At 68.0% G+C, this 22,482-nt stretch carries 23 protein-coding genes; 11 read left to right on the forward strand and 12 right to left on the reverse strand.

What is annotated here, in order from left to right:
* The first annotated feature begins 54 nt into the window (after nucleotides 1–54).
* Complete coding sequence (locus J2S53_RS19465) at nucleotides 55–441, forward strand: hypothetical protein (RefSeq protein ID WP_456242191.1); 387 nt, start codon at nucleotides 55–57, stop codon at nucleotides 439–441.
* A gap of 499 nt (nucleotides 442–940) precedes the next feature.
* Here the strand turns inward: J2S53_RS19465 and J2S53_RS19470 are convergent, their stop codons facing one another.
* Nucleotides 941–1,591 (reverse strand): DUF3800 domain-containing protein, encoded by a 651-nt coding sequence (locus J2S53_RS19470; protein WP_207227544.1) that lies wholly within the window; start codon nucleotides 1,589–1,591, stop codon nucleotides 941–943.
* Nucleotides 1,592–2,242: 651 nt separating this feature from the next.
* Between J2S53_RS19470 and J2S53_RS19475 the strand changes: the two genes are divergently transcribed.
* From J2S53_RS19475 to J2S53_RS19495, 5 genes are read left to right on the forward strand one after another with little or no spacing between them, the layout of a single operon-like run.
* The gene (locus J2S53_RS19475) at nucleotides 2,243–3,013 is read left to right on the forward strand and encodes an ABC transporter ATP-binding protein (protein WP_456242192.1); all 771 of its coding nucleotides are present in this window, start codon (nucleotides 2,243–2,245) and stop codon (nucleotides 3,011–3,013) included.
* Complete coding sequence (locus J2S53_RS19480) at nucleotides 3,010–4,302, forward strand: hypothetical protein (protein WP_456242193.1); 1,293 nt, start codon at nucleotides 3,010–3,012, stop codon at nucleotides 4,300–4,302. Before J2S53_RS19475 ends, J2S53_RS19480 begins: the two co-directional genes overlap by 4 nt.
* Nucleotides 4,303–4,355: 53 nt before the next feature.
* Nucleotides 4,356–4,901: a hypothetical protein gene (locus J2S53_RS19485; protein WP_456242194.1), complete on the forward strand. Its 546-nt coding sequence runs from the start codon at nucleotides 4,356–4,358 to the stop codon at nucleotides 4,899–4,901.
* A gap of 54 nt (nucleotides 4,902–4,955) precedes the next feature.
* On the forward strand, nucleotides 4,956–5,492 hold the full coding sequence (locus J2S53_RS19490) for an RNA polymerase sigma factor (RefSeq protein WP_456242195.1): 537 nt from the start codon (nucleotides 4,956–4,958) through the stop codon (nucleotides 5,490–5,492).
* A gap of 20 nt (nucleotides 5,493–5,512) precedes the next feature.
* Nucleotides 5,513–6,349, forward strand: a complete 837-nt coding sequence (locus J2S53_RS19495) for an anti-sigma factor family protein (protein ID WP_456242196.1) — start codon at nucleotides 5,513–5,515, stop codon at nucleotides 6,347–6,349.
* A gap of 60 nt (nucleotides 6,350–6,409) precedes the next feature.
* Here the strand turns inward: J2S53_RS19495 and J2S53_RS19500 are convergent, their stop codons facing one another.
* The gene (locus J2S53_RS19500; protein WP_456242197.1) at nucleotides 6,410–6,982 is read right to left on the reverse strand and encodes a TetR/AcrR family transcriptional regulator; all 573 of its coding nucleotides are present in this window, start codon (nucleotides 6,980–6,982) and stop codon (nucleotides 6,410–6,412) included.
* 106 nt (nucleotides 6,983–7,088) lie between these two features.
* Between J2S53_RS19500 and J2S53_RS19505 the strand changes: the two genes are divergently transcribed.
* On the forward strand, nucleotides 7,089–7,766 hold the full coding sequence (locus tag J2S53_RS19505; RefSeq protein WP_456242198.1) for a haloacid dehalogenase type II: 678 nt from the start codon (nucleotides 7,089–7,091) through the stop codon (nucleotides 7,764–7,766).
* A gap of 100 nt (nucleotides 7,767–7,866) precedes the next feature.
* Nucleotides 7,867–8,742, forward strand: a complete 876-nt coding sequence (locus J2S53_RS19510) for an arginase family protein (protein ID WP_456242199.1) — start codon at nucleotides 7,867–7,869, stop codon at nucleotides 8,740–8,742.
* Between the two features lie 165 nt (nucleotides 8,743–8,907).
* On the opposite strand, the gene J2S53_RS19515 is transcribed toward J2S53_RS19510, so the two are convergent.
* Together J2S53_RS19515 and J2S53_RS19520 are read right to left on the reverse strand one after the other, a co-directional pair.
* Nucleotides 8,908–9,954: an alcohol dehydrogenase catalytic domain-containing protein gene (locus tag J2S53_RS19515; RefSeq protein ID WP_456242200.1), complete on the reverse strand. Its 1,047-nt coding sequence runs from the start codon at nucleotides 9,952–9,954 to the stop codon at nucleotides 8,908–8,910.
* Between the two features lie 62 nt (nucleotides 9,955–10,016).
* Nucleotides 10,017–11,030: an NADP-dependent oxidoreductase gene (locus J2S53_RS19520; protein WP_456242201.1), complete on the reverse strand. Its 1,014-nt coding sequence runs from the start codon at nucleotides 11,028–11,030 to the stop codon at nucleotides 10,017–10,019.
* A 344-nt stretch (nucleotides 11,031–11,374) separates the two neighbouring features.
* On the opposite strand from J2S53_RS19520, the gene J2S53_RS19525 reads away from it, so the two are divergent.
* Complete coding sequence (locus J2S53_RS19525) at nucleotides 11,375–12,403, forward strand: aldo/keto reductase (protein WP_456242202.1); 1,029 nt, start codon at nucleotides 11,375–11,377, stop codon at nucleotides 12,401–12,403.
* A 322-nt stretch (nucleotides 12,404–12,725) separates the two neighbouring features.
* On the opposite strand, the gene J2S53_RS19530 is transcribed toward J2S53_RS19525, so the two are convergent.
* The 4 genes from J2S53_RS19530 to map form a co-directional block, all read right to left on the reverse strand.
* A complete protein-coding gene (locus J2S53_RS19530; RefSeq protein WP_130469096.1) occupies nucleotides 12,726–13,238 on the reverse strand; it encodes a MarR family winged helix-turn-helix transcriptional regulator in 513 nt (170 codons plus the stop codon).
* A 125-nt stretch (nucleotides 13,239–13,363) separates the two neighbouring features.
* Entirely contained in the window at nucleotides 13,364–13,951 is a 588-nt protein-coding gene (locus J2S53_RS19535; RefSeq protein WP_456242203.1) for a TetR family transcriptional regulator, read from the reverse strand.
* Entirely contained in the window at nucleotides 13,948–14,958 is a 1,011-nt protein-coding gene (locus tag J2S53_RS19540; protein ID WP_456242204.1) for an aldo/keto reductase, read from the reverse strand. The genes J2S53_RS19535 and J2S53_RS19540 overlap by 4 nt, the downstream gene beginning before the upstream one ends.
* Before the next feature lie 70 nt (nucleotides 14,959–15,028).
* Nucleotides 15,029–15,796 carry a type I methionyl aminopeptidase gene (gene map, locus J2S53_RS19545; RefSeq protein WP_456242205.1) on the reverse strand — a complete coding sequence of 256 codons (768 nt, stop codon included), beginning with the start codon at nucleotides 15,794–15,796 and terminating at the stop codon, nucleotides 15,029–15,031.
* Between the two features lie 60 nt (nucleotides 15,797–15,856).
* On the opposite strand from map, the gene J2S53_RS19550 reads away from it, so the two are divergent.
* Nucleotides 15,857–16,147, forward strand: a complete 291-nt coding sequence (locus J2S53_RS19550; RefSeq protein WP_456242206.1) for a helix-turn-helix domain-containing protein — start codon at nucleotides 15,857–15,859, stop codon at nucleotides 16,145–16,147.
* Between the two features lie 109 nt (nucleotides 16,148–16,256).
* On the opposite strand, the gene J2S53_RS19555 is transcribed toward J2S53_RS19550, so the two are convergent.
* The 4 genes from J2S53_RS19555 to J2S53_RS19570 all read right to left on the reverse strand — a co-directional run bounded on the left by J2S53_RS19555 (nucleotide 16,257) and on the right by J2S53_RS19570 (nucleotide 19,533).
* Nucleotides 16,257–17,087, reverse strand: a complete 831-nt coding sequence (locus J2S53_RS19555) for an MOSC domain-containing protein (protein ID WP_456242207.1) — start codon at nucleotides 17,085–17,087, stop codon at nucleotides 16,257–16,259.
* Nucleotides 17,088–17,130: 43 nt separating this feature from the next.
* The gene (locus J2S53_RS19560) at nucleotides 17,131–17,838 is read right to left on the reverse strand and encodes a DUF5710 domain-containing protein (protein ID WP_456242208.1); all 708 of its coding nucleotides are present in this window, start codon (nucleotides 17,836–17,838) and stop codon (nucleotides 17,131–17,133) included.
* Between the two features lie 2 nt (nucleotides 17,839–17,840).
* Nucleotides 17,841–18,623: an exonuclease domain-containing protein gene (locus tag J2S53_RS19565; protein WP_456242209.1), complete on the reverse strand. Its 783-nt coding sequence runs from the start codon at nucleotides 18,621–18,623 to the stop codon at nucleotides 17,841–17,843.
* 244 nt (nucleotides 18,624–18,867) lie between these two features.
* Nucleotides 18,868–19,533, reverse strand: a complete 666-nt coding sequence (locus J2S53_RS19570; protein WP_456242210.1) for an esterase/lipase family protein — start codon at nucleotides 19,531–19,533, stop codon at nucleotides 18,868–18,870.
* Between the two features lie 188 nt (nucleotides 19,534–19,721).
* Here J2S53_RS19570 and J2S53_RS19575 point away from each other — a divergent pair, with 188 nt between their 5' ends.
* The gene (locus J2S53_RS19575) at nucleotides 19,722–22,466 is read left to right on the forward strand and encodes a LuxR C-terminal-related transcriptional regulator (RefSeq protein WP_456242211.1); all 2,745 of its coding nucleotides are present in this window, start codon (nucleotides 19,722–19,724) and stop codon (nucleotides 22,464–22,466) included.
* The last annotated feature ends 16 nt before the right edge of the window (nucleotides 22,467–22,482 follow it).

Raw genomic sequence — 22,482 nt, forward strand, 5'->3', positions numbered from 1 at the left:
GATCTGAGTAGTCCTGCCGATGTCACTGTTCGGACGAGGCCCGAACCTGGCGGCATGCCAGAGGAAGGGAACGCTGTCGCGGGACGGGGGGCGGTCGGATCCGGTCGGATTCGATTGGCCACCGAGACGGCGGGAACGATCATGGTCGTGGCCGCACCGGTCTTGTTGGTGATGAGTATGGCCGGGTTCTACCTCGCGGCCGGTGTCGCGACCGGTTGGAACTACGAGGCCACCGAAGCGGGCTGGATCCTGCTCGGAGGATTCGGTTTCTACGTGTGGGCGATCATGCTCCTCGGCGCGCCGTTGTCGTTCCTGCTGTGCGGGTTGACCCGGCGTGTCTCCCTTCCGGAGCGCGTCGCGGTGCGCAGAGCGGTGCTCTTCGCCGCCGTGGCGGGGCTGCTCGTTCCCGAACTCATGCTGCTGGCCCTCAGGCTGGAGTAGGAAGCCCGAAAGTCGTTCGGTGCGGGGGCCGTGGTCTGCGGTGGGGGTGAGGATGGTGGAGAAAGAGCCACCTCGGGGGTTATGCGAACTAGGCGTGTGCTTCGGAAATGTGGAGATCGCGGATACGAAGCCGCTCCGACGCCGCTTTACACCGGGACGACGTCGGTAACGAGGGCCGTCGGCTGTGTCGTGGCGGTGAGACGTTCGGCGCAGCGCCCCATCTCTCCGAGGGGCCGCTGTTGCCTCGACTGCCGCATTGGCCGTTTCCTTGTGGAAACCTCACCCCCGGTATCCCGAGCACTGTCTCCGTGGGGCCCGGTTCGGTTCAAGGTACGATCTCTCGCGAGATCGTTGCGATACAGGGTACCCGGGCGAGTGCGCAGTAACCTGTGGCGTTGTCGTTGCTTCTTGACTGACAGGCAAGGATGCTGTTTAATGAGTAGCAAGCCGGTGATAAGAGCCCCAGGGGGGCTCTCCCCCGAAAGGGGTAGCCGGCTTTTTACTTGTTCCAAGGTGTGAAAAATGTTTTGAACGAGTCGGCGACCATCTCCCAGTACCGAGTCTCGTTCTTCTCCAAGCGTCGTTGAACCGCCCAGGCAACGTAATCAGCGACTTGCAGTCCCCATGAACTCTGGGCAGGCCAGTGGCATAGATGAACATCACGACCGCGAGGACCTTGAACTTGGCATACGTCGTGTAGTGAGTCCTGGAAAGCTCTCTTACGGGCTTTCGTGCCCAGCGTGGCCGCGATTACGAACAAGCGATCCCCTTCGGCAGCCACATATGGTGCTATGCACTTGAAGTGGAGATACCAAGCCATCTTGTACAAGCGAACGTCACCCGCTTGGCGGACGGATTCGTAGGCTTGGGTCTTGTCCAGCATCGTTGTATCGAAGCGCCATCCTTGATCGGCGATCAACGCGAAAACCTCTTTGCGTGTCGGATGGCTGTCATCGCAGGCATGGAAAGCCCCGTTTTTGAGGGGCATCCCCTTCGCGTGAAGCTCGGTACGGAGCTTGAGTCCTTCGTTGAGGACCTCCCCATGATCTCGGATAACCGCGGTCGCGATACCGAAGTAGCGGGAAGCACCTTGATGCTGCTCGTAGTCCAAGTTGCCGGTTTCATCGGCATACATGTAAACGTCGGCCACTACTGTCTCCCGTGAACTACCTGATGATCCATTCACGTTACCCGGTCGCTTCGGTCAGAAGCAGCGGCCATAGTTGTGAAACGGCAGCTACACAGGACTCGATGGTTCACCGACCGGAACACACCGGAACTCAGAAGGTGCTTCAAGTGGTTACCAGTTGATGCGGCGATGAAACGTGTCCACTGTGCAGCGGTGGTGCGGAGATGTTTCGCGACAGAGGCCGATCGTGGTTCAGCATACGGAACTGTTTGCTGCGACGCGTGCTCACAATCTACGATCCGCGCCTCACGGCGCTCCGAATCCCGTAACTCTTTCTTGGCGCGGTCAACAGTCATGGTTCGGATCACCCTGATCAGCCCGCTTCTCGGCTCGGGCTCTCGGCCTTGTCCTGCCTGATAGGTGAGCTCTTACCACCAACCCGGCCCCATCGGCGATGCCCAACCGCGTTCGTGTCACCGAAGAGGCGGCGGACAACTCGGGAAAACCGTGACGGGTCCGCTGTCCGATAGGGAAGTGTGCGGTTCGGGAGGGACGGACTCGTGGCAGGACGAGCGAGGGTGTGCGAGATGACGACGCCCCTCGTCGACACGCCACAGCCACGAGTGTTGTTCGCCGGCCGCACCGCGTCGTCGGTGTGGACGGAGGTTCGACATGGTGACTGTCAGGGTGGACGGCTTGCGAGCGCGATACGGCGGGAAGCTCGCGCTGGACGGGATAAACCTGCGTATGGGGACGGGCATCCACGGTTTGCTCGGACCCAACGGCGCGGGCAAGACCACATTGATGCGCACGCTGGCGACAGTGGCACGACCGAGCGAGGGCAGCGTCGAGCTGCTCGGCCATGACACCGCGCAACAGGACGGCCGGAAGCGAGCGCGTCGGCGGTTGGGATACCTGCCCCAGACATTCGGTTACTACCCGGGATTCACCGTGGCCGAGTTCGTGGAGTACATGGCCTGGCTCAAGGAAATGCCGAAGGAGCGTGTGCCGGAAGCGGTCGAACGTGCGGTCGAGCGGGTCGGCCTGGCTGATCGGGCGGTTTCCAAGTTGAAGAAACTCTCCGGCGGGATGCTGCGTCGTGCGGGGATCGCACAAGCGATCGTCAATGACCCGGAGCTGCTGTTGCTCGACGAGCCGACGGCCGGGCTCGATCCGGAGCAACGGGTGGAGTTCCGGGAACTGCTACGTGACATCGGCTCGACCAACACCGTCGTCGTCAGCACACACCTGGTCGAGGACGTCGCCATCGCCTGCGACGAAGTCACCCTTTTCGACGGCGGGAAGCTGATTTTCCGTGGCACACCGAACGAATTGGCCGAGTTGGGCACTTTCGGGGCGGATAACGCTCGTGCCGGGGACACCACGCTGGAACGCGGCTACACCACGGCGCTGCGCGCCTACCGGGAAAGGACGGTGGCATGACCGCACGTGTGCTTTGGCACGAGATTCGCCGTAGCGGCCTGCCGCTCTGGATCACTCCGCTGCTGCTGCTCGTCTCGGGGTTGGTGTTCATCCAAACTCTGCTGCGGACGGGGGGACAGCGTTTGGAGTGGGCCACCTCGATTTTCTACGACACGACGCCGATGGTCGTGCTGGCCAGCACACTGGCTCTGGCGGTCGCGGTATGGCGGGCCGGGCGTGAACGTCGAAGAGGCGTAGCTGAACTGATCGAATCCACTCCGCGCGCACGTTCGCAGCGTGCGTTGCTCTCCTGGATCTCCGTGACGGTCTGGCCCGTGGTTTCCTGCTTGCCCGCCGTAGTGGCTTTCGGGTCGCTCAGCCGCGAGGCGGTTTCCGGTCCACCACTGTTCGGGATTCTGGCAGCGGGGCTGGCTACAGTGGTCGCCTATGCGGCGCTCGGTTTCGCCGTGGGTACTTTTGTTCCCGGCAGATTCACGGCTCCGGTGGCGGGCGTGGCGTCGTTCGTTGTCACGATCGCTCTCGGCTCGTGGGTGCCCCACGGTCTGCTGTCCGTCGTTCCGCAGCCCACCTACGGCACCATCGCGGCCAACCGGTCCAGCGTCGGCCTCTGGGATCGACCGGTGTGGTGGTTCGCACCCGCTGCCGCGCTGTGGTTCGTGGCGCTGGCCGTCGCGCTGCTGGTAGTGGCTACGGCACGACGCCGCCTGCTGGCGGTAGTACCGTCAGCTCTCGCGGTGCTCGTCGCGATCCCGCTGACGCAGACCCAGGTTTGGCGTATCGACACCGCGAGCCCGCTGTTGAGCTGCAGCGACGGCAGTGTGCGCGTTTGCGTGCCGAACGAGGCCGGTGTTGCTCCGAGCGCTGTGGCTACCTCGACGAAACCGGTCCGAGCACGGCTGGCCGACCTTCCCACCGTCGCCCCGCTGGGAGCCGTCGATTCGAGTTCAGCCAGTGCGTATGTTTGGCCGCAGAATTGCCGTTCCCACTTGGACGGGATCGAGTGCTCTTCGCCGCGTCCTTCGGCTGCGGGCGAGATGCTCGCCAACCGAGTTGTCGGCTGGCGGTGTTCGTCTTCCCCTCCCGGAACTCTCCGCTACACTTCTCCTGTTCCTCGGATGGAAAACGGAGTGCGGGACTGGCTGCTCGGGCGGACGGGTGATTCCGCGTCCGAGATCGTCCGATACCTCGCCACACTTCCCGACGACGAACGACACGAATGGCTGAGCCGCTATCTGCTCGCCGCTGAGCGGTGTGATGTTTCCGCTGTCACGGGATTGCGGGGTTCCTGATGGTGTCCGGGCGTTTTCTGCGGTTGTATCTCCGGTCCCGGAACATCCCCGCTGTGGTCGGGGGAATGGTTTCGCTGCTCGTTCTCAGCGGTTGGAACGGGCAGTGGTTGGGGTGGACTCTGCCGAGAGTGGTCCTGGTGTTCGTGGTGCTGCTCGCGGCGGTTCTGCTGGCCGGTAGTTTCGCCACGCCGAGTCCGGAGCTCGATGCCGGTGCCGTTGTGCCGTGGTGGCGGTGGCATCTCGGGCATGCTCTGGTGGGTATCGCCGGATGTGGGGTGTCGCTGGCGCTCGCGGTGTTCGTGCACCGGCACGGCACGCCGGGTCTCGATCTCGCAGTGCTGCGCGATCTGCTCGGATTCAGCGGGTTGGCGCTGTTGACGGGTGCCTTGCTCGGAGTTCGGTTGTCCTGGACGGTTCCGCTCGCCTACGCCCTCGTCGCATGGGTTTTCTCCTCGGTGACCGTTCCCTGGAGCAGAGTGCTCCTGTGGCCCGTGCTGTCCCCGACAGCGGAGGTTTCCTGGTGGGTCGCTATCGGGTGCTGCGGCATGGGCACCACGCTCATCGCCCTTCGCGGTACGACACCGGAGATCAGGCAGTGAGCGTCCCGCGAAAACCACGACGGATATTCCATCCGATACAGGAGTGTGCGGGCCATGAGGCGCGGGCGGCCGTCCGACGAACGGCTGATGCGAGCTGTCGCCAGGGGAGACGCGGAAGCTCTGGCGGAGTTGTACGACAGGCACGCGCCGTGGCTGTTTCTCCGGCTCGAGCGTCGTTGCTCCGATCAGGGACTCGTCGAGGAAGTCGCCCAGGACACGTTCCTGGGGGTGTGGCGTAACGCCAAGCGGTACGAGCGGGGAAACGTCGGTGGCTGGATCTGGACCATCGCTGCTCGGCGTCTCATCGACGCCCAGCGGGCACGGGGTGCCAGACCCGAACAGGCGAGCGAAGCGGTCGACACCGCCAGTACGACTCCGTCGGCCGAGCAGCACGCACTCAGCGGTGTCGAACACGGTGAACTGGGCGCGGCGCTGCACGGCTTGTCGCCGGAACTCCGGGACGTCGTGCGGGCCACGATCATCGACGGCATGAGCATGGCGGATGCGGCCACCGCGCTCGGAATTCCGGAGGGAACCGTCAAGACCCGCGCCCGACGTGCCCGAGTGCTGCTGCGGGAGGCCCTGGCATGACGTACCCGAGGAAGATTGATATGGACTGGCACGTTCCCGAGGACCAGCTGGACGCGTATGTCTCCGGGGAGATCGGAGATCCCCAGGCTTGGTCCGTGGAATCACACCTCGTCGAGTGCGCGATGTGTGCCGACCGGGTCGCTCGGGCCGTGGCGAACACCGAACTGGCACCACGGATCGAGAGCGTGCGCGAGCGAGTCCTCGGCCAGACCAGCGGTGCGGCACATCCCCGAACAGCTTCGGAAATCCGACCAGCGATTTCCCGGTCACGCATCCGGCGGCAGCTCGCCGCGGCCCCCGCCCTGCGCTTGCCCTGGTTGGTGGCAGCGGTGTTCGTCGTCGCTTGCGCGACTGCGTTGAGCCTGCTCAGTAGTGGGCCGGAACAAGCGGGGTCCGTGCTGTTCCTCAACGCGCCACTGCTGCCACTGGCAGGAGTGGCGCTGAGCTATGGGCCTGGGATGGATCCCGCATACGAACTCACGCTGACGACTCCGTACTCGGGGTTGCGGTTGTTGCTGCTTCGCACGATCGGTGTGTTGGGGGTGACGATTCCGTTGCTGCTGGGCACGAGCTTCGTTTTCCCTACAGGGGGGATCTCCGCCGTTGCCTGGTTGCTGCCCTGCCTCGCGCTCGTACTGGTGACTCTGCTGCTGGGAAGCTGGATCGAACACCGTCTCGCCGCGGTGCTCGTCGGTGCCGCGTGGAGCGCGGCGGTGCTCGTGCCCCGGTTTCTGCTCGTGGTCGATGTGTCACGGGTGTTCGATCCGCTGTTCCAGCTGACCTGGGGTGGAGTGGTCGTGCTCAGCGCGGTGACGCTGATCGGGCGACGCTCGGCTTTCGACAGGATGGGCAGTTGACACCGCTCGGTTCCGCGTGGATTTCGCGAGAAATTGACGCGCCCCTGGCCGGGAACCGCCTCAGCCGCCGGCCTCCTCCCGGAGCAGCCGGAGCGCCGCCCGGTGCGCCCGGTGCAGTGGGGTGGCGTCCTTGCGCAGCGTCGCGCGCACCACGGCTCCCTCCAGCAGCAGGAACCACTCCTCGGCCACGTCGGACGGATCGGGGCACCCGGCCGCCTCGGCGATCTCCGCCAGCCAGGTGCGGATCCCGTCCTTGTTCCGCTCGATGATCTCGCGCCCGGGGTGCTCGGGGTCGGTCAGCTCCACTCCGGCGTTGACGAATCCGCACCCCCGGAACCCGTCCGCGACGGTCCACTCCTCGTAACCGTCGAACACCGCCGAGAGTCGCTGCTCGGCCGTCTCGCTTCCCGCCGACACGCGTTCCAGGGTTTCCCGCCAGCGCCGGTCCCGCTCGGCCAGGTGCTCGGCCACCAGCCCGTCCTTCGAGCCGAAGTGCGCGTACAGCGTCACCTTGGTCACTCCGGCACGCGCCGCGAGCGTGTTGACCCCCACAGCCCGGATACCGGACTCGTAGAACAGCCGCGATGCCGTTTCCAGGATGCGTTGCCTTGCCGAACCGGGTTCGCTCGTCACCGACCCACTGTGCTTCGTATCCACCATCGGTTGCCACTATACAAACCGGTATGTAGGGTACGGCTGCCGGTGTCCCCCGGCAGCAATCCGAGACGGAGGTAGTTCGATGAGCACCACCAAGCCCGTGGCAGTCGCGTTCGACGTGCTGGAGACCCTGCTGGACCTGCGCGCGCTGCACACCCGATTCACCGACATCGGCCAGCCCGCGGAGATGCTGCACCCCTGGTTCCTGCGGTTCCAGCGCGACGCGATGGCGCTGTCGTTGTCCGGTGAGTTCGGCTCGTTCCCCGCAGTGGCCCGCCAGGCGCTGCGCACCGAGAGCGAGCACACCGCGAGCGAGGCCGACATCGACCACGTGCTCGACGGATTCGCCAACCTGCCCGCCCACCCGGACGCGGAGCCCGCGCTGCGCAAGCTCTCCGAGGCCGGGGTGCGCGTGGGGTGCCTGACCGTCGGCAGTCCGGAGAACACCGCGAGGTTCCTGGAAAACGCCGGTTTGGCGCGGCACGTCGATCAAGTGGTCACCGCCGAGCAGGCGGGCATCTGGAAGCCCTCGCCCACCGTCTACCGGGCCACCGCCTATCAGCTGGAAGTGGCACCCCGCGACATGGCGCTGGTCGCGGTGCACGCCTGGGACTGCCACGGTGCCAAGCGCGCGGGCTGCACCTCGGGCTGGTGCTCCCGGTTGGAGGGCGAACCGGGTGACGTCTTCGACGCCCCCGACGTGACCGGCGACGACCTCGTCACCATCGCGGACCGGTTGCTCGCGCTGCCCACCCGGTGACCCGGCGAGTCCACGGCCAACTCCTCGTCACCGTCGACCGCATCCCCCAATAGGATGCTGGTGTTCGACACGAATCCGCAGCCAGGCGAGGAGGGGGCGAATGTCGGCAGGCGAAGACTCGGAAGCCACGGCGTTTCCCGGGGCACCCACGGAGCCCCACTGGGCGCTCACGGCGTTTCACGGGCGCGCGGGGGACCACAACGATCGTGCCATGGCCGGGGCGCGGGTCCTGGGCACCGAACTCGCCCGCTACATGCGGGCCGGGCTGACGCGGATCGGCCAGTCGCGTCCGGCGCTGAACGCGGGCTGGGAAACCGAACTCACCGCCGCGCTACCGGAGTTGCGCAGGCTCGCCGCCCGGTACGAGACCCTGCTGGCGGCGGGCGCCAAGCCGGTCACCGCGTTGAACAGGTGCGCGGTGGCGCTGGCGACGCTCCCGGTGGTCGCCCGGCACCGGCCCGACGCCTGCGTGGTCTGGTTGGACGCGCACCCCGACCTGCACACCCCGGCGACCTCGGACAGCGGCTACCTGGGCGGCATGGTGCTGGCCGGTGCCAGCGGGATGTGGGAGTCCGGGCTCGGTGGGGAGCTCTCGCCGGGCAACATCGTGCTCGGCGGTGTGCGCGACATCGACGAGGCGGAACAGCGGTTGCTTTCCGAAGGCACCATCAGCGCCGTGTCCGCGGGTGAGGACATGGTGGACAACCTCCGCACCGCGATCGCGGGCAGGCCGGTGTACTTCCACCTCGACTGCGACGTGCTCGAACCGGGACTGCTGGGTACCGACTACCGGGTGCCGGGCGGGCTCACGCTGGAGCGGCTGCACGAGGTGGCCGGGATGCTCGCCGAGCACGAGACGGTCGGTGTGGAGCTCGGCGAGTTCGAGACGATCCAGCCCACCGGGGAGACCGACACGCAGGCGGCGCAGCGGTTGATCGAGGCGGTCTCGCCGCTGCTGGACAACACGCGCGGCTGACCCCGAGGTCCTCCCGACCGCCCCGAGCGATCGGGAGGACCGGTCTCCGCCCCGTGCGGAACACCGTGGTGGTGTTCGGCACGGATCGGTCGGTGAGCGGCCGTTCGACGAGTGTCCGTTCGGTGGAGGGCAGCTCGTTCCCGGCCGGTGCGGGTCACCCGGCTGTCACGGGCGGACCAGCACCTTGAGCGCCTCGCGCTCGTGCATGGCGCGGTAGCCGTCGGCCACGTCGTCGAGCCCGACCGTCCTGTCGAACACCAGTCCGGGCTGGACCCTGCCCTCCAGTACGTCGGGCAACAGCTCCGGGATGTAGTTGCGTGCCGGTGCGACTCCGCCGCTGATGGTGACGTTGCGGAAGAACGCCTCGGCCGACTGCGGGATGCTCGCGTAGGTCGGCGCGCCGACCCTGCCGATCGCTCCGCCGTCGCGCACCACGCCCACGGCGGTGGCCAGCGAGTCGTCCGTGCCGACGCACTCCAGCACGTGCGGGGCGCCGTGCCCGCCGGTGAGCTCGCGCACCCGTTCGATGCCCTCGGCGCCGCGTTCCGGCACCACGTCGGTGGCGCCGAACCGCCTGGCCAGGTCGGTGCGCGGGGTGTGCCTGCCCATGATGACGATCCGCTCGGCGCCGAGGCGGGCGGAGGCGAGCACACCGGACAGCCCGACCGCGCCGTCGCCGACCACGACCACTGTGGAGCCCCGTTTCACCGAGGCGGAGACGGCGGCGTGGTGGCCGGTGCTGAACACGTCGGAGAGGGTGAGCAGCGAGGCGCTCAGCGCCTCGTCGGAACCACCGGGCAGCCGGACCAGGGTTCCTTCCGCTTGCGGCACGCGCACGGCCTCGCCCTGGCCGCCGTCCACTCCGTCGGAGCCCCACATCCCGCCGTTGACGCAGGAGGTGTGCAGCCCCTCGTCGCAGAACTCGCAGTTGCCGTCGGAGAAGGTGAACGGCGAGACCACCACCTCGCCGCGCTGCGGCGAGTTCACGTCGGAGCCGGTCTCCTCGACCACGCCGAGGAACTCGTGGCCGATGCGCTGGGGCTCAGCCGGGGCGTCGCCGTCCAGCCCGACTCCCCGGTAGGGCCACAGGTCGCTGCCGCAGATACAGGCATGGGTCACCCGCACGATCGCGTCGGTGCTCTCCCGCAGCGTGGGGTCGGGGACCTCGCCGACGCGGATGTCATTCGGGCCGTGGAGCAGTGTTGCCTTCAAGTGTGCGAACTCCGGATGAAGGTGGGTTGTCGATTTCACGATTCGTCGGTGAGCGGGTTTGCTCAGCGCAGGTCGACCAGCATCTTGCCGGTGTTCTCGCCGCGCATCATGCCGAGGAACGCCTCGGGTGCTCTGTCCAGACCGTGCAGCACGGTCTCCTCGTAGCGGATGCGTCCCTGACGCAGCCAGCCGCCGACCTCGGTCATGAACTCCGGGTACTTGTCGAAGTGGTCGATGACGATGAAGCCGCGCGCGGTGAGCCGTTTGCTGACCATCTGGAACATGCCGCGCGGTCCCGGCTGCGCGTCGACCTCGTTGTACTGCGAGATCGCGCCGCACATCGCGATGCGGCCGAAGTCGTTCATGGTGTGGATCGCGGCTTCCAGGTGGTCGCCGCCGACGTTGTCGAAGTAGACGTCGATCCCGTCGGGGGCGGCTTCGGCCAGCTGCTGTTGAACCGGTCCCCGCTTATAGTTGAAGGCCGCGTCGAATCCGAGGTCCTCGGTGAGGTGTCGGACCTTCTCGTCCGATCCGGCGCTGCCGACGACCCGGCGTGCGCCGTGCAGCTTGGCGAGCTGTCCGGCGATGGAGCCGACCGCGCCGGCCGCCCCGGAGATGAACACGACGTCGGTCTCGCGCAGCCCGGTGATCTCGAACAGTCCGGTGTAGGCGGTCAGTCCGGGTGCGCCGAGTACGCCGAGGAACGCGTTGGGTTCGGCCAGCTCCGGGTCCAACCGCCTCGCGGCCCCGGCGTCGAGCACGGCGTACTCGCGCCAGCCGAGCACGTGCATCACGAGGTCACCGGGCTGAAAGCCCTCGGCCTCGGAGGCGACCACCTCGCCGACCGCCGCGCCGGTCAGCGGTTCACCGACCTGGAAGGGGGCCACGTAGGAGGGGCGGTCGTCCATCTGGCCGCGCATGGCCGGGTCGACGCTCATCACCAGGTTGCGCACCAGCAGTTGCCCGGCGGCCGGTTCGCTCACCGGCACGGTGGCGGTCTCGAAGGTCCTGTCGGTGGGCCACCCGCTGGGGCGTTCGGCGAGCCGTACTTCTCGTGCTGTCTCGGGCGGTGCCAACTGCTTGTTCTCCCGGGGTCGTGGTTCGGTTCGGACCTCGTCCGCTTCGTCTCGCGGGCGATACCAACTTTCATTGTACACAACTTAAATTACCAAGTTTGTATTGCGTAAAATTGATATCGCGGTCTGGCGATCGGGGAGAACGACTCACGGGCCACGAGGCTTCCGTGGGAAGGATTGTCGTGATCGGCTGGAGTACTGTCGGCTCGCCGGGGCCGTGCCGTTCCGCCCCGCCGGTGTTCGCCACCGAGCGGGGCCGCACGATCGGCCGCGACACGCACGAACCGTTGGTGACCACCGGCAGAACCGACCGGAACGAGCGATGACAGGAGAGGACCGCACCCGTGGACCACGTTTCACTCGGTAGGACCGGAGTCAAGGTCAGCCCGCTGTGCCTGGGCGCCATGAACTTCGGTGCCTGGGGCAATCCCGATCACGACGACTCGATTCGAATCATCCACCGCGCGCTGGACGCGGGCATCAACTTCATCGACACCGCCGATGTGTACTCGCACGGCGAGTCGGAGGAGATCGTCGGCAAGGCCCTCGCCGACGGGCGCAGGGACGACGTCGTGCTGGCGACCAAGGCGCACGCCCCGATGGGCGAGGATCCCAACCGGCGCGGCAACTCGCGCCGCTGGATCGTCCGCGAGGTGGAGAACAGCCTGCGCAGGCTGGATACCGACCACATCGATCTCTACCAGATCCACCGGCCCGATCCCGACACCCACATCGACGAGACGCTGGGTGCGCTGACCGACCTGATCCGGGACGGCAAGATCCGCTACGCGGGCTGTTCCACGTTCCCCGCTCACCGGATCGTGGAATCCCACTGGGTGGCCGAGCAGCGCGTGCGGGAGCGGTTCGTCACCGAGCAGCCGCCCTACTCGATCCTGACCAGGGGAATCGAGGCCGACGTGCTGCCAGTGGCCCGCGAGTACGGCATGGGGGTGCTCCCGTGGAGCCCGCTGTCCGGTGGTTGGCTCTCCGGCAAGTACCGACGGGGACAGGACGCGCCGAACACCCACCGGGCCAACTTCATGCCCGACCGGTTCGACCCGAGCAAGCCCGACAACGTGCGCAAGCTCGACGCCGTCGAGGAGCTGGCGCGACTGGCCGCCGACTCCGGGATCACGCTCGTGGACCTGGCGCTGGCGTTCGTGCTCAGCCACCCCGCGGTGACCGCGCCGATCATCGGCCCGCGCACCATGGAGCAGCTGGAGTCCCAGCTCGGCGCGGCGGACATCCGCCTCGACGCGGCGACACTGGACCGCATCGACGAGATCGTGCCGCCCGGAACCACGCTCAACCCGGCCGATGTCGGCTGGACCCCGCCGGACCTGGAGCGCAAGGAGCTGCGCCGCAGGCGGTGATAACTCTGGGGCAGGAGCGGCTCGGCTGCCGTAGCGGCGCGGGTAGCGGAACCTCTCGCGGGCTCTCGCTGCGGTGAGGCCCGACCTCGGGTAGCGACAGCGACCTACACAACGTCGGGCCTTCCTCGCGAGAGCACCCCGAGAGAACTCGCGGCGGCGCCGGTCGCGGGCGTGGTGGGAGCTCGGCAGCGAGAACACTCGCGAAATCGACACCAACCGAGCTCGGGGCGGAAACCCCTCGCGGGGTTGTCGAGTGCCGGTGCGGATCGGAACGGTGGAAAGTCGTGGAACGGCGGAAAGCCTCGGACCGGTGGGAGTCCGCTCAATCCTGCCGGTCGATCTCCTCGGCGGCCTTGTCCAGGGCCGAGGTGACGCTGTTCAGCGCGCTGTGCAGCTCGCCGAGCTGCTGTTCGTCCAGCCCCGTGGCGCTGAGAATCCGTCGTGGAATGTCACCGGCCCGCTCGCGCAGCGCGATGCCCTCCTCGGTGGGCCGCACCACCACCGAGCGTTCGTCGTCCGGACTGCGCTCCCGCCGTACGAACCCCGCCTTCTCCAGCCGCTTGAGCAGCGGGGAAAGCGTTCCGGAGTCCAGCCGCAACGATCTCCCCAGCTCCTTGACGCTGCGTTCGCCGTGTTCCCAAACCGCGAGCATCACCAGGTACTGCGGATAGGTCAGTCCGAGCTCCGCCAGCACCGGCCGGTACAGCGTGTCGAACGCGCGGGAGGTGGCGTGCAGCACGAAGCACAGCTGGCGTTCCAACCGCAGCAGCTGTTCGGAATCCGCGGGAGGTGATTCGCCGCCGGATTCCCACGCTTCGTCCGTTCGGTCCGACACGTACGCAGCATAACAGTCGGTTGTGCACAACCAAGTGACGCGACGTCGGGGCCGATAGTGCTCGGCCCCGAGCCGGGAGTGGGGTCCGCCGAGCGACACCCCCGGAAAGCCGAGCCGAGCGTGACCTAGCGACGTCCGCTCGCCAAGCCCAGCAGCAGCAGTGCCCATACCTCCTCGAACTCCGCGTCGAGCTCCGGCTCGTCCCACTCCGAGGCGTGTGCGGGATTGTGGAACCGCGCGGTGGCCGTCAGCACAGCCCGCGCGGCGCGGTGCGGCTCCTCGACCTCGAACTCGCCGCGGGAAACGCCGTCGGAGATGATTCGCGCGACCATCCCGGCCAGCGTCTCCAGGTGCACCCTGATCACCTCCCGCGACTCCGTGGCCAGCGCGTGGTAGGTCGCGAACAGTTCCGGGTCCTCCCGCGCCATGCGGCGTTTGGTCTTGCTCAGCTGTTCCAGCCAGTTCCTGAGCCGTTCGGTGGCCGAGCCGTCGGCGGTGATCAACGGTCGCAGCGGCGTGTTGACCCGCTCCAGCCAGCGCTCGGCCACGGCGTCGCGCAGCGCGGCCTTCGTCGGGAAGTGCCGGTACACGCTGCCGTGGCTGACACCCAGGGCGCGGGCCACGTCCACCACGGTCGTCTTGCCGGGTCCGAAGCGGCGGAGGGTCTCCTCAGCCGCTTCGAGGATCCGTTCGGCGGTGAGTGCTTCGCTCACGAGGAGCCGTCCTCGGAGTCCCGCTCGCTGTCGAGCAGTGCCATGCCCCCCTCGTCGTAACGCTGTCCGGCCACGGCCTCCGGCGGTACCGCGCGCTCGATCGCGGCCAGCTCGTCGGAGGAGAGCTCGAAGTCCAGGGCACCCAGTGCCTCGGTCAGTCGGTCGCGGCGACGGGCACCGATCAGCGGCACGATGTCCGAGCCCTGTGCCAGCACCCAGGCGATCGCCACCTGCGCGACCTCGACGCCCTTCTCCCGCGCGATCGAGCGCAGCTGCTCGACGAGCTCCAGGTTGCGCTCCAGGTTCTCGCCCTGGAACCGGGGGTAGTGGCTGCGTGCGTCCTCCTGCTGGGTGTCCCTGCTCCAGTGCCCGGAGATCAGCCCCCGCGAGAGCACGCCGTAGGCGGTGATGCCGATGCCGAGTTCCCGGCAGGTCGGCAGGATCGACCGCTCGATGCTCCGCGAGATCAGCGAGTACTCGATCTGCAGATCCACGATCGGGTGTACCGCGGCGGCTCGCCGGATGGTCTCGGGGCCCATCTCGGACAGTCCTATGTGGCGGACGTAGCCCGCCTCGACCATCTCCGAGATCGCACCGATGGTGTCCTCGATCGGAACACGGGGGTCGAGCCTGGCCGGGCGGTAGATGTCGACGTGGTCGGTACCCAGCCGTTGCAGGGTCTGGGCCAGCGAGTTCTTCACCCCGGCGGGACTGCCGTCGAATCCGACGATCCCGCCCTCCGGGTCCCGCATCGCCCCGAACTTGACGCTGATCTCCAGCGAGTCGCGGTCGTGCCGCCGCAGTGCCTCGCGCAGCAGCAGTTCGTTGTGCCCGCTGCCGTAGAAGTCGCCGGTGTCCAGCAGGTTGATGCCCGCTTCGACGGCGGCGTCGATGGTGGCGTGGCTCTCTTGTGTGTCGGCGGGTCCGTAGAAGTCGGACATGCCCATCAGGCCGAGGCCGAGCGTGGAGACCTCGGGTCCGGTGTCGCCGAGTGCGTGTCGTTGCATACCTTCTACTATCAATCATGCAATGACAGATGTCAATATCTGTCAGTATATATCCGTGATGGCGCGGGGTTCACGGCTCGGTCAGCACCACCGGCCCGTCCTCGGTGACGGCCACCGTGTGCTCGCAGTGGGCGGCCCGGGCGCCGTCGGCGGTTCGGAGCGTCCAGCCGTCCGGGTCGGTGCGGTAGTGGTCACGCCCCCCGGAGAGCAGCATCGGCTCGATCGCCAGGACCAGGCCGGGACGCAGCCGGAAGCCTCGGTCTGGCCGTCCCTCGTTCGGCACGTGGGGTGGCTCGTGCATGGCGCGCCCTATGCCGTGGCCGCCGTGGTCGGCCAGTAGTCCGTAGCCTTCCGCGCGTGCCGGTGCCCCGATGGCGTGGGCGATGTCGCCGAGCTTCGCGCTCACGAGGGCGGCCTCGATGCCACGCCGCAGCGCGGCCTCGGTCGAGTCGATCAGCTGCTCGTCGGCGGGGTCCGCCGAGCCGACCGTGAAGCTGATCGCGGCGTCGCCGCACCACCCGGCCACGAAGGCGCCGCAGTCGATGCTGACCAGGTCGCCGTCGGCCAGTTCCGTGTCGTCGGGGATGCCGTGCACCACCGCGTCGTTGACGCTCGCGCAGATGACCCCGGGGAACGGTGTCGGCGCCCCGGAGGGTTGGTATCCCCGAAACGCCGGTACCGCCCCGGCGTCGTTGATGACCGCCTCGGCGGTGCGGTCCAGTTCCAGCGGAGTCGTGCCCACCCGGGCGTTCCGGCGGGCCTCCCGCAGGGCCTGCCCCACGACTCTCCCGGCCGCCCGCATGTTCGCGATCTGTCCGGGCGTCTTCAGTTCGATCACGTTGTCTTCTCCTCGTGCCGCGCTGTTTCCAATAACAATACCGGTATTATTATTGGGTGCATGGTACGAGTGCCACTAAGTTCCGACGAGATGGACCGGGGCCGCAGGCTCGGTGCGATGATCCGCGCCGCTCGCGGGCCGGAGAGCATGAACCGTACGGCCGAGAAAGCCGGGATCTCGGTGGAGACGCTGCGAAAGATCGAGACCGGACGCATACCGACGCCGGCCTTCTTCACCATCGCCGCACTGGCCGGAGTGCTGAACATCTCCCTCGATCGGCTGGCGCTGCACACGGACACCGCGCCGGATGACCCGCCGCACGACGAGTCCGGTCGGGCCGACGCCTCCTGACCGGCCGCTCGGTACCGCGATCAAACCGGAGGCCGAAGGGCGATTTCGTCGAGCCGGCGTTTTCACCCAACGGTGCGGGAGATGCTCGACGATCCGTCGAGCGACGCGGTCACAGCTCCGATTCGCCCCACACGTCGACGAGGACCTCGTCACCCAGCGAGAGCTTCCCCGTGCGCAGCACCGCGAACTTGCTTCCCAGGAACACGCCGGTTCGGGTGGCGGAGGTCCGGTACTCGGCCAGTGTCCTTATCGGTTCGGGACCCGTCTTGACGCCGGACCGCTGATCGACCCTGGTGACCCCGCAACGTTTCGCGGGTTTGGCGTAGCCCAGTTCGGTCTCGCCGATGGTGACCCGTCGTGCCAGGTCTTCCGTGTGGGGCCGCTGCCAACCGGAGATCACGATGTTCGCTCGGAACCGGTCCATCGACAGCCCTGACTCGCCCCTCGCTGCCAGCCTGTCGTTCAACTCCTCCAGAGTGGACTCCGACAGCACCAGCAGCGGGCAGCTGTCGGCGTAGGCGGAGGTCCCCGGTGTGAGCCCGTCGGTGGTGCGCTCGTGCTCCGGAGGAACGCACACCAGTCGACAGTGGGCACCGATCACCTCGGAGAACCACTCCGCCGCTTCCTCGCCCTGGTCGATCCCCCGGTAGCTCATCCCGTGCAGCGTCACCTCACGGCGCGGCGGTTCGGTGTCCACTCCGAGGATCAGCTCCTCGAACCCATCGCGGCGAAGGGTGAGCAGTCCGCCGTCGTGGTCGATCTCGGGACGGACCCTCGCCAGCGCCGGACTCCCGCGCTGCGTGCGGAACACCCCGTTCTCGTCGGTGACCATGAACGCGCGGTCGTGACGCGGCCCGTTCGGCGTCAGGTCGACACCGCTCAACGAGTTACCGGCACACCCCTTGATCGGATACCGGACCAGCTTCGAAACCCGGGGCATGGCGCCGAGTCTAGGGTCGGCGGCACCGAGCCACAACTCCCAGTCAGCCCGATCGTCCCGATCCGTCCAGGCGACGCCTGGCGATGTCCGGTCGCTGCTCGGCGTCAGGAGGTGGCACGACGGTGATTCCGGCCTCGGTGAGCATGCTCAGGTCCAACCGCCACTCGCGGGTGGAACGCCGGTGCCACAGTTCGAACATCCCGGCGATGTGCTCCTCGGCGTCGTCGCGGCTCCACCCGTTGACGGCACACAGGTGTTCCAGTGCGGTCTCCGCCAGACCACGTATGCGCGCCAGTCCGAAGTGGGTGACGGTGTGGCAGGCGTCGCACAGGCAGATCAACCGCCGCAGTGCCTGCACCGCTTCGTTCTCGTCGTAGGCCCACCGCTCGTGCGCCTCCAGCCGGCGGGGGATCGAACGATCCTCCCGCGCTCCGCAGATCTCGCACGTGGCCCCGGCGCGGCGCACGATCATCCGCCGCAGCCTTTCCCAGTCCCCGGCGGTGACGCACGAACGCACGTTGGTGAACCAGCAGGACGAGGGAACGAGGTCCACGAACAGGCCGGTGCCGAATTCCCTGTCCTCACCGGGAAGCAGCTCCGGCACCTCCGGCTGCGCCTCCCAGCGGCGCAGCGCCGACATCCCCTCCCGGGGCGCGTACCAGCGTTTCGCGCTCGGGTCCCAACGAGCGCCCAGCGCTTTGGCCTCGTCCTTCTCGGCGAACGGCACGTCCAGCCAGTGACGTTCCGGCATGCTCACGCCCCTGCGACGGTGCTCGGTTCCGGACGTGCGCGCACGGGCCAGGAGTCCGCGTCCTCGCGAACCCGCGCCGCGCGCTGCCGCAGTCTTTCCGCCTCGGCGGTTTCCGAGGCCTTGCCCGCCTGTCTGTCCAGGTAGTCCGCGAAGTTCCTGGTCTGTTCCCGGTACCAGCCGACCTGGTTGTCGTGCAGTCGCTCCAGGGAGACCTCGCCGATCCGCTCGGGGTAACTCTTGGCCAGCCGCCATGCCAGCCTCGCCGCGGCGAGCGCGTCCCCGTCGGAGGTGTGCGCACCGTCGGCGCGCACCCCGTGGTGCTCGCACAACGCCCCGAGCGTCCGCTTGCCCTTGCGGTACCGGTCGAGCTGCCGGTCGATGCAGAACGGGTCGACAACCGGTCCGGCGACCGGCAGTTCACGGTCGTGGTGCCTGCGCAGCTCCGCGTGCAGCACGGAGAGGTCGAAGCTCGCGTTGAACGCGATCAGCGGGGTGCTCGGTCCCCACGACTCCGACAGCGTGGTAGCCAACTCGTCCACCACCGCTGCCGCGGGCCTGCCATGGCTGCGCGCGTGCTCGGTTGTGATGCCGTGCACCTCGCTGGACTCCTCCGGGATCTCGATGCCGGGGTCCGCGAGCCAGTTGCTGGACACGGGATCGCGTCCCGGAACGATCGAGATCAGCGTCGCGGTCACGATGCGGTCCGTGTCCGTATCGACGCCCGTGGTCTCCAGATCGAAGGCGAGCAGCGGGCCGTCGGCCCAGCAAACACCGGAATCGTCCATGATTCGAAAGTACCCGCCCTGCCACGTGGTGTGTCCAGCCGTGGGTGTCCGGCCGCGGCTAAAAGCCCGAGCACACGTGAAGGTGCCGCGCACGGCGTGGGCCGTGCGCGGCACCGGTGGAGCTTTCGGCGTGTCCGGATATCCCGTCGTCACCCTCGGTGCGGGGGTGGGCACATCGGTCGACGGCGGGATTCCTCGGCGCCGGGTCGGGCCGATCCCGGAGGATCGCCCGTTACCGGTTTCCTCACTCCTCGAAGAAGTCGATGACCTCACCGAGCACGCTGGTGTCGGTCAGGAAACCGATGTGGGTCTGGCCGACCACGTGGTTGTTGTCCGCGCCCAGCACCCGGGTGTTGGTGTAGGGGATGATGACTCCGTCGGTGGGGGAGTACCAGGTGGCGTAGTCGGAGTCGCCGGGAGTCCAGTCACCGGAGTTGAGCTGTTGCTCGAAGTCCGAACCGGGCGTCATCTCCCGGCAGGAGGCGTAGATCAGGCACGTGCTCGCGGATGTGGTGCCCTGGTTCGCCCCGGCCAGCGAGGCCCAGTTCGCCACGTCGGTGTGGCCGCCGAGCTCCTTCATGTACCAGCGGGTGACGAGGCCGCCCATCGAGTGGTTGACGATGTCGACCTTGTTCGCACCGGTCTCGGCGAGCACGTTGTCCACGTACGAGGCGAGCTCGGCCGCGCTCTGCTCGTTCGACTGGGTCCAGTCGTACTCGAAGGCGTGCAGCTCGGAGCTGGAGTAGCCGCTCAGCCTGAACTGCGCCTCGGCGGTGGTCCAGTTGGAGGCGCTGCCGGTGTAGCCGTGCACGAACACCACCGGGTTCGGACCGGCCGCGTTGGCCACCCCGAAGGAACCGAACGCCGCCATCGCGGCAGTCGCCAGCAGTACGCCGAGTATCCTGCGCATGAGTCCTCCTCTGCGATCTCGGACAGGACGCGACGAGTCTGTGACGGATGGCGGGGTGGACACATCGGTGAAATCACCAGTGTTCCGGCGAGCGTCTTCGAGAACCGTCTTCCCGGACGCGAACGATGTTGTCGATTTTCGTCCTGTTGCGTCTTTTCGTGGTGTTACTCACGGTTCACACTGTGGCCATGTCGGTCGGGATCACCGCGGAGACCGGGTCACCGATCCGGTTGCAGAGCCGCAGCTCAGTGCTTGCCGCGCTGCGCCGCACGGCCGATCGGCGGGCGCGCGGCGGAGCCGCGATGGTGGTCGAAGGTGCTTACGGCAGCGGCAAAACGGTGCTGCTCGAACAGTTGTCCGTCGAGACGGGACAGCCGACGTTGGACCTGACCGGTGTCCGGGCCGAGCGCGACATCCCGTTCGCCGGGCTGAACCGGATCTCCCCGCCGCACGGCAGCCCACCCCTTCCCGAGTTCCCGATCGACGAGACCGAACCCGTGGCGTGGCAACGGCTCTGGCGGGAACTGGGGCGGCTGCTCGATCACGGCCCGCTGCTGTTGCGGGTGGACGATGCTCACCTGCTCGACACTCCCTCGCTGCGGGTGCTCGCGCTGCTGGCGCGCAGGATCGAACGACTGTCCGCGCTGCTGGTGCTGACCGCCGAGCCCGTCCACGAGGCCCCCGGACAACCGCTGGACGGGATACCCCGTTCGCGGCTGGCGCCCCTGGACTTCTCCGACGGCATGCGGCTGTTGTACGGGCAAGCCCGGTTCCCGCCGTCGCCCGAGGTAGCCGAGGAGGTCGTCGCGAGCTCCGAGGGGAATCCGCTCGCCCTGGTGGAGTTCGCGCGCGCCCTCACCGCGCGACAGTCGATCGGGCTCGCCCCGCCACCTCTCGTACCACCGCACGACGGAAGGTTCCGCGGCGAGACACGGCGTCGACTGTGGAGCCTGCCCGATTCCGCGCGTGAACTGGTCATGCTGACCGTGGTCCACGACAGGCTCGACCACGATGACGTGCTCGCCGCCGCACCGCTCGCCGCGGCGGATCCGCACGCGTGGTCGACCGTCCTGGGGTCGGGCCTGGTCGAGTTGGGGGAGGGCGGGCCGCGACCGGCCGGTGAACTCGGACGACGCTGCCTGGAAACCGACGCCTGTCCCGGCGAGTTGCGGCGTGCCCGGTTGTCCCTCGCCCGGGAGCTCGAAGGCACCCGGGGGTTCGAAGGCGGCGGTTACCGCACCCCCGCGCCGCGACACCGTGCCGAGGTGAGCGCGGACTCCCCGGAACGGCTCGCGACCGAGCTGGAACGCACCGCCCACGAGGCCGAGAGCGACGGCGAGCACGACAGGGCTTCGCGGCTGTACGAGCGAGCGGCCGCGTTGAGCCACCACGACGAGTCGAAGGGACTCCGGATCCTAGCGGCGGGGTACGACGCCTGGACCGGGGGCGAGCCGCGACGTGCCCTGGTGATGACCCGCCGAGCCAGAACGCTCGTTCGCTCGAGCGGGGCGCGCGGTATGCGCGATCTGCTGCACGGGGGTGTCGAACTGTGCGACGGCAAACCGGCCACGGCGGTACGCGAACTCACCGACGCGTCGAGCGCGCTGCTCGACACCGACCGCGAACTCGCGATCACCGCGTTGATGCTGGCGGGCGACGCCTGCTGCGTGACGGGCGACTACCGCGAGTACTACGAACTCGCCTCCCGAGCCGAGTGGTTGCGAAGACCCGACGACTCCCCAAACACCGCGCTGGTACTGCGCAACTTCACCGCGATGTCGGCCACCTTCCAAGGGCGGCACGAGGTCGCCGCCCCGGCGCTGCGGGAGGTGATCCGACTCGCTGATCGGGCCACCGAACCCGCTCCGCTCGTCCTCGCGGGGAACGCGGCGTTCACCCTGGGCGATCCGGCCGTCTCCCACCGGTTGGCCACCCGTGCGCAGCGCACCGCCGAGGAGCGGGGCGAAACGGTTCAGCTGCCCTGGGCCTCGGTCTACGTCTCGCTGTCGGCGCTGTTGCTGGAGCGCTACGCCGAGGCCGAGAGCAGCGCGCTGGAAGGAGTGCGGATCTCCCGCGCACTGGGCCAACGCAACCGGATGATCGACCACCTGGCGCTGCTGGCGCTGGTGGCGGCGCTGCGCGGCGAACCGGAGACCGTGGAGATCCGACTCAAGCAGGCCACCGAACACGGCCTGCTCAGCCGGGGACTGGGGAGGCCCGATGCCTTCTGCTCCTGGGCCGCGGCGTGCGCCGAGCTCGCGCACGGTCGTCCGGTGCGGGCCGTTCACCGGCTGCGGCTGATGGATTCCGGTATCGGCGGCTTCAACCCGGCGGTGCGGGTGTTGGCGGCTCCGCACTTCGTGGAGGCCGCCGTCTCCTGCGGTGAACCCGACGACGCCGTGCGGCTGCTCGGCGCCTTCGACCACTGGGTGAGTTCCACCCGCAGCACCACGCGAATGGCGCTGTCCCACCGCTGCCACGCACTGCTGGCAGAGCGACCCGCCGACGCCGACGAGAGGTTCCGCGCCGCCATCGAGTCGCATCGCGAGAGCGGCGGGACGCTCGAACTGGCGCGGACGGAACTGCTCTACGCGGGCAGGCTGCGGCGTGCGCGCAAACCGGCGGCGGCACGCGAACTGCTCGACGAGGCGGGAGCCATCTTCGACGAGTACGGTGCCGAACCCTGGTCCCGGCGGGCGCGTGCCGAGCTGCGCGCCACCGGGCGCTCGGTGCCCACGCGTTCATCGGGGGCGGTGAACGAACTCACCGCGCGGCAGGCCGAGATCTCCCGGCTCGTGGCGGAGGGTGCGACGAACCGGGAGATAGCCGAGCTGCTCTACGTCAGCGACCGCACCGTCGAACACCACCTGCGCAACGTCTTCGCCAATCTCGGAGTGCGTTCGCGGACGGAGCTGGCCAAGCTGTTGCGGTGACCTGTCGCTGTCGCGG

The organism is Actinopolyspora lacussalsi (genome assembly GCA_030803735.1).
GTDB classification, from domain to species: domain Bacteria; phylum Actinomycetota; class Actinomycetes; order Mycobacteriales; family Pseudonocardiaceae; genus Actinopolyspora; species Actinopolyspora lacussalsi.

What these genes read in the sequence shown, in the direction of transcription:
- J2S53_RS19465 (WP_456242191.1), top strand. Translation starts at nt 55, where the DNA reads ATGCCAGAGGAAGGGAACGCTGTCGCGGGACGGGGGGCGGTCGGATCC.
- J2S53_RS19475 (WP_456242192.1), top strand. Translation starts at nt 2,243, where the DNA reads ATGGTGACTGTCAGGGTGGACGGCTTGCGAGCGCGATACGGCGGGAAG.
- J2S53_RS19480 (WP_456242193.1), top strand. Translation starts at nt 3,010, where the DNA reads ATGACCGCACGTGTGCTTTGGCACGAGATTCGCCGTAGCGGCCTGCCG.
- J2S53_RS19490 (WP_456242195.1), top strand. Translation starts at nt 4,956, where the DNA reads ATGAGGCGCGGGCGGCCGTCCGACGAACGGCTGATGCGAGCTGTCGCC.
- J2S53_RS19495 (WP_456242196.1), top strand. Translation starts at nt 5,513, where the DNA reads ATGGACTGGCACGTTCCCGAGGACCAGCTGGACGCGTATGTCTCCGGG.
- J2S53_RS19505 (WP_456242198.1), top strand. Translation starts at nt 7,089, where the DNA reads ATGAGCACCACCAAGCCCGTGGCAGTCGCGTTCGACGTGCTGGAGACC.
- J2S53_RS19510 (WP_456242199.1), top strand. Translation starts at nt 7,867, where the DNA reads ATGTCGGCAGGCGAAGACTCGGAAGCCACGGCGTTTCCCGGGGCACCC.
- J2S53_RS19540 (WP_456242204.1), bottom strand. Translation starts at nt 14,958, where the DNA reads ATGCAACGACACGCACTCGGCGACACCGGACCCGAGGTCTCCACGCTC.
- J2S53_RS19550 (WP_456242206.1), top strand. Translation starts at nt 15,857, where the DNA reads ATGGTACGAGTGCCACTAAGTTCCGACGAGATGGACCGGGGCCGCAGG.
- J2S53_RS19555 (WP_456242207.1), bottom strand. Translation starts at nt 17,087, where the DNA reads ATGCCCCGGGTTTCGAAGCTGGTCCGGTATCCGATCAAGGGGTGTGCC.
- J2S53_RS19560 (WP_456242208.1), bottom strand. Translation starts at nt 17,838, where the DNA reads ATGCCGGAACGTCACTGGCTGGACGTGCCGTTCGCCGAGAAGGACGAG.
- J2S53_RS19565 (WP_456242209.1), bottom strand. Translation starts at nt 18,623, where the DNA reads ATGGACGATTCCGGTGTTTGCTGGGCCGACGGCCCGCTGCTCGCCTTC.
- J2S53_RS19570 (WP_456242210.1), bottom strand. Translation starts at nt 19,533, where the DNA reads ATGCGCAGGATACTCGGCGTACTGCTGGCGACTGCCGCGATGGCGGCG.
- J2S53_RS19575 (WP_456242211.1), top strand. Translation starts at nt 19,722, where the DNA reads ATGTCGGTCGGGATCACCGCGGAGACCGGGTCACCGATCCGGTTGCAG.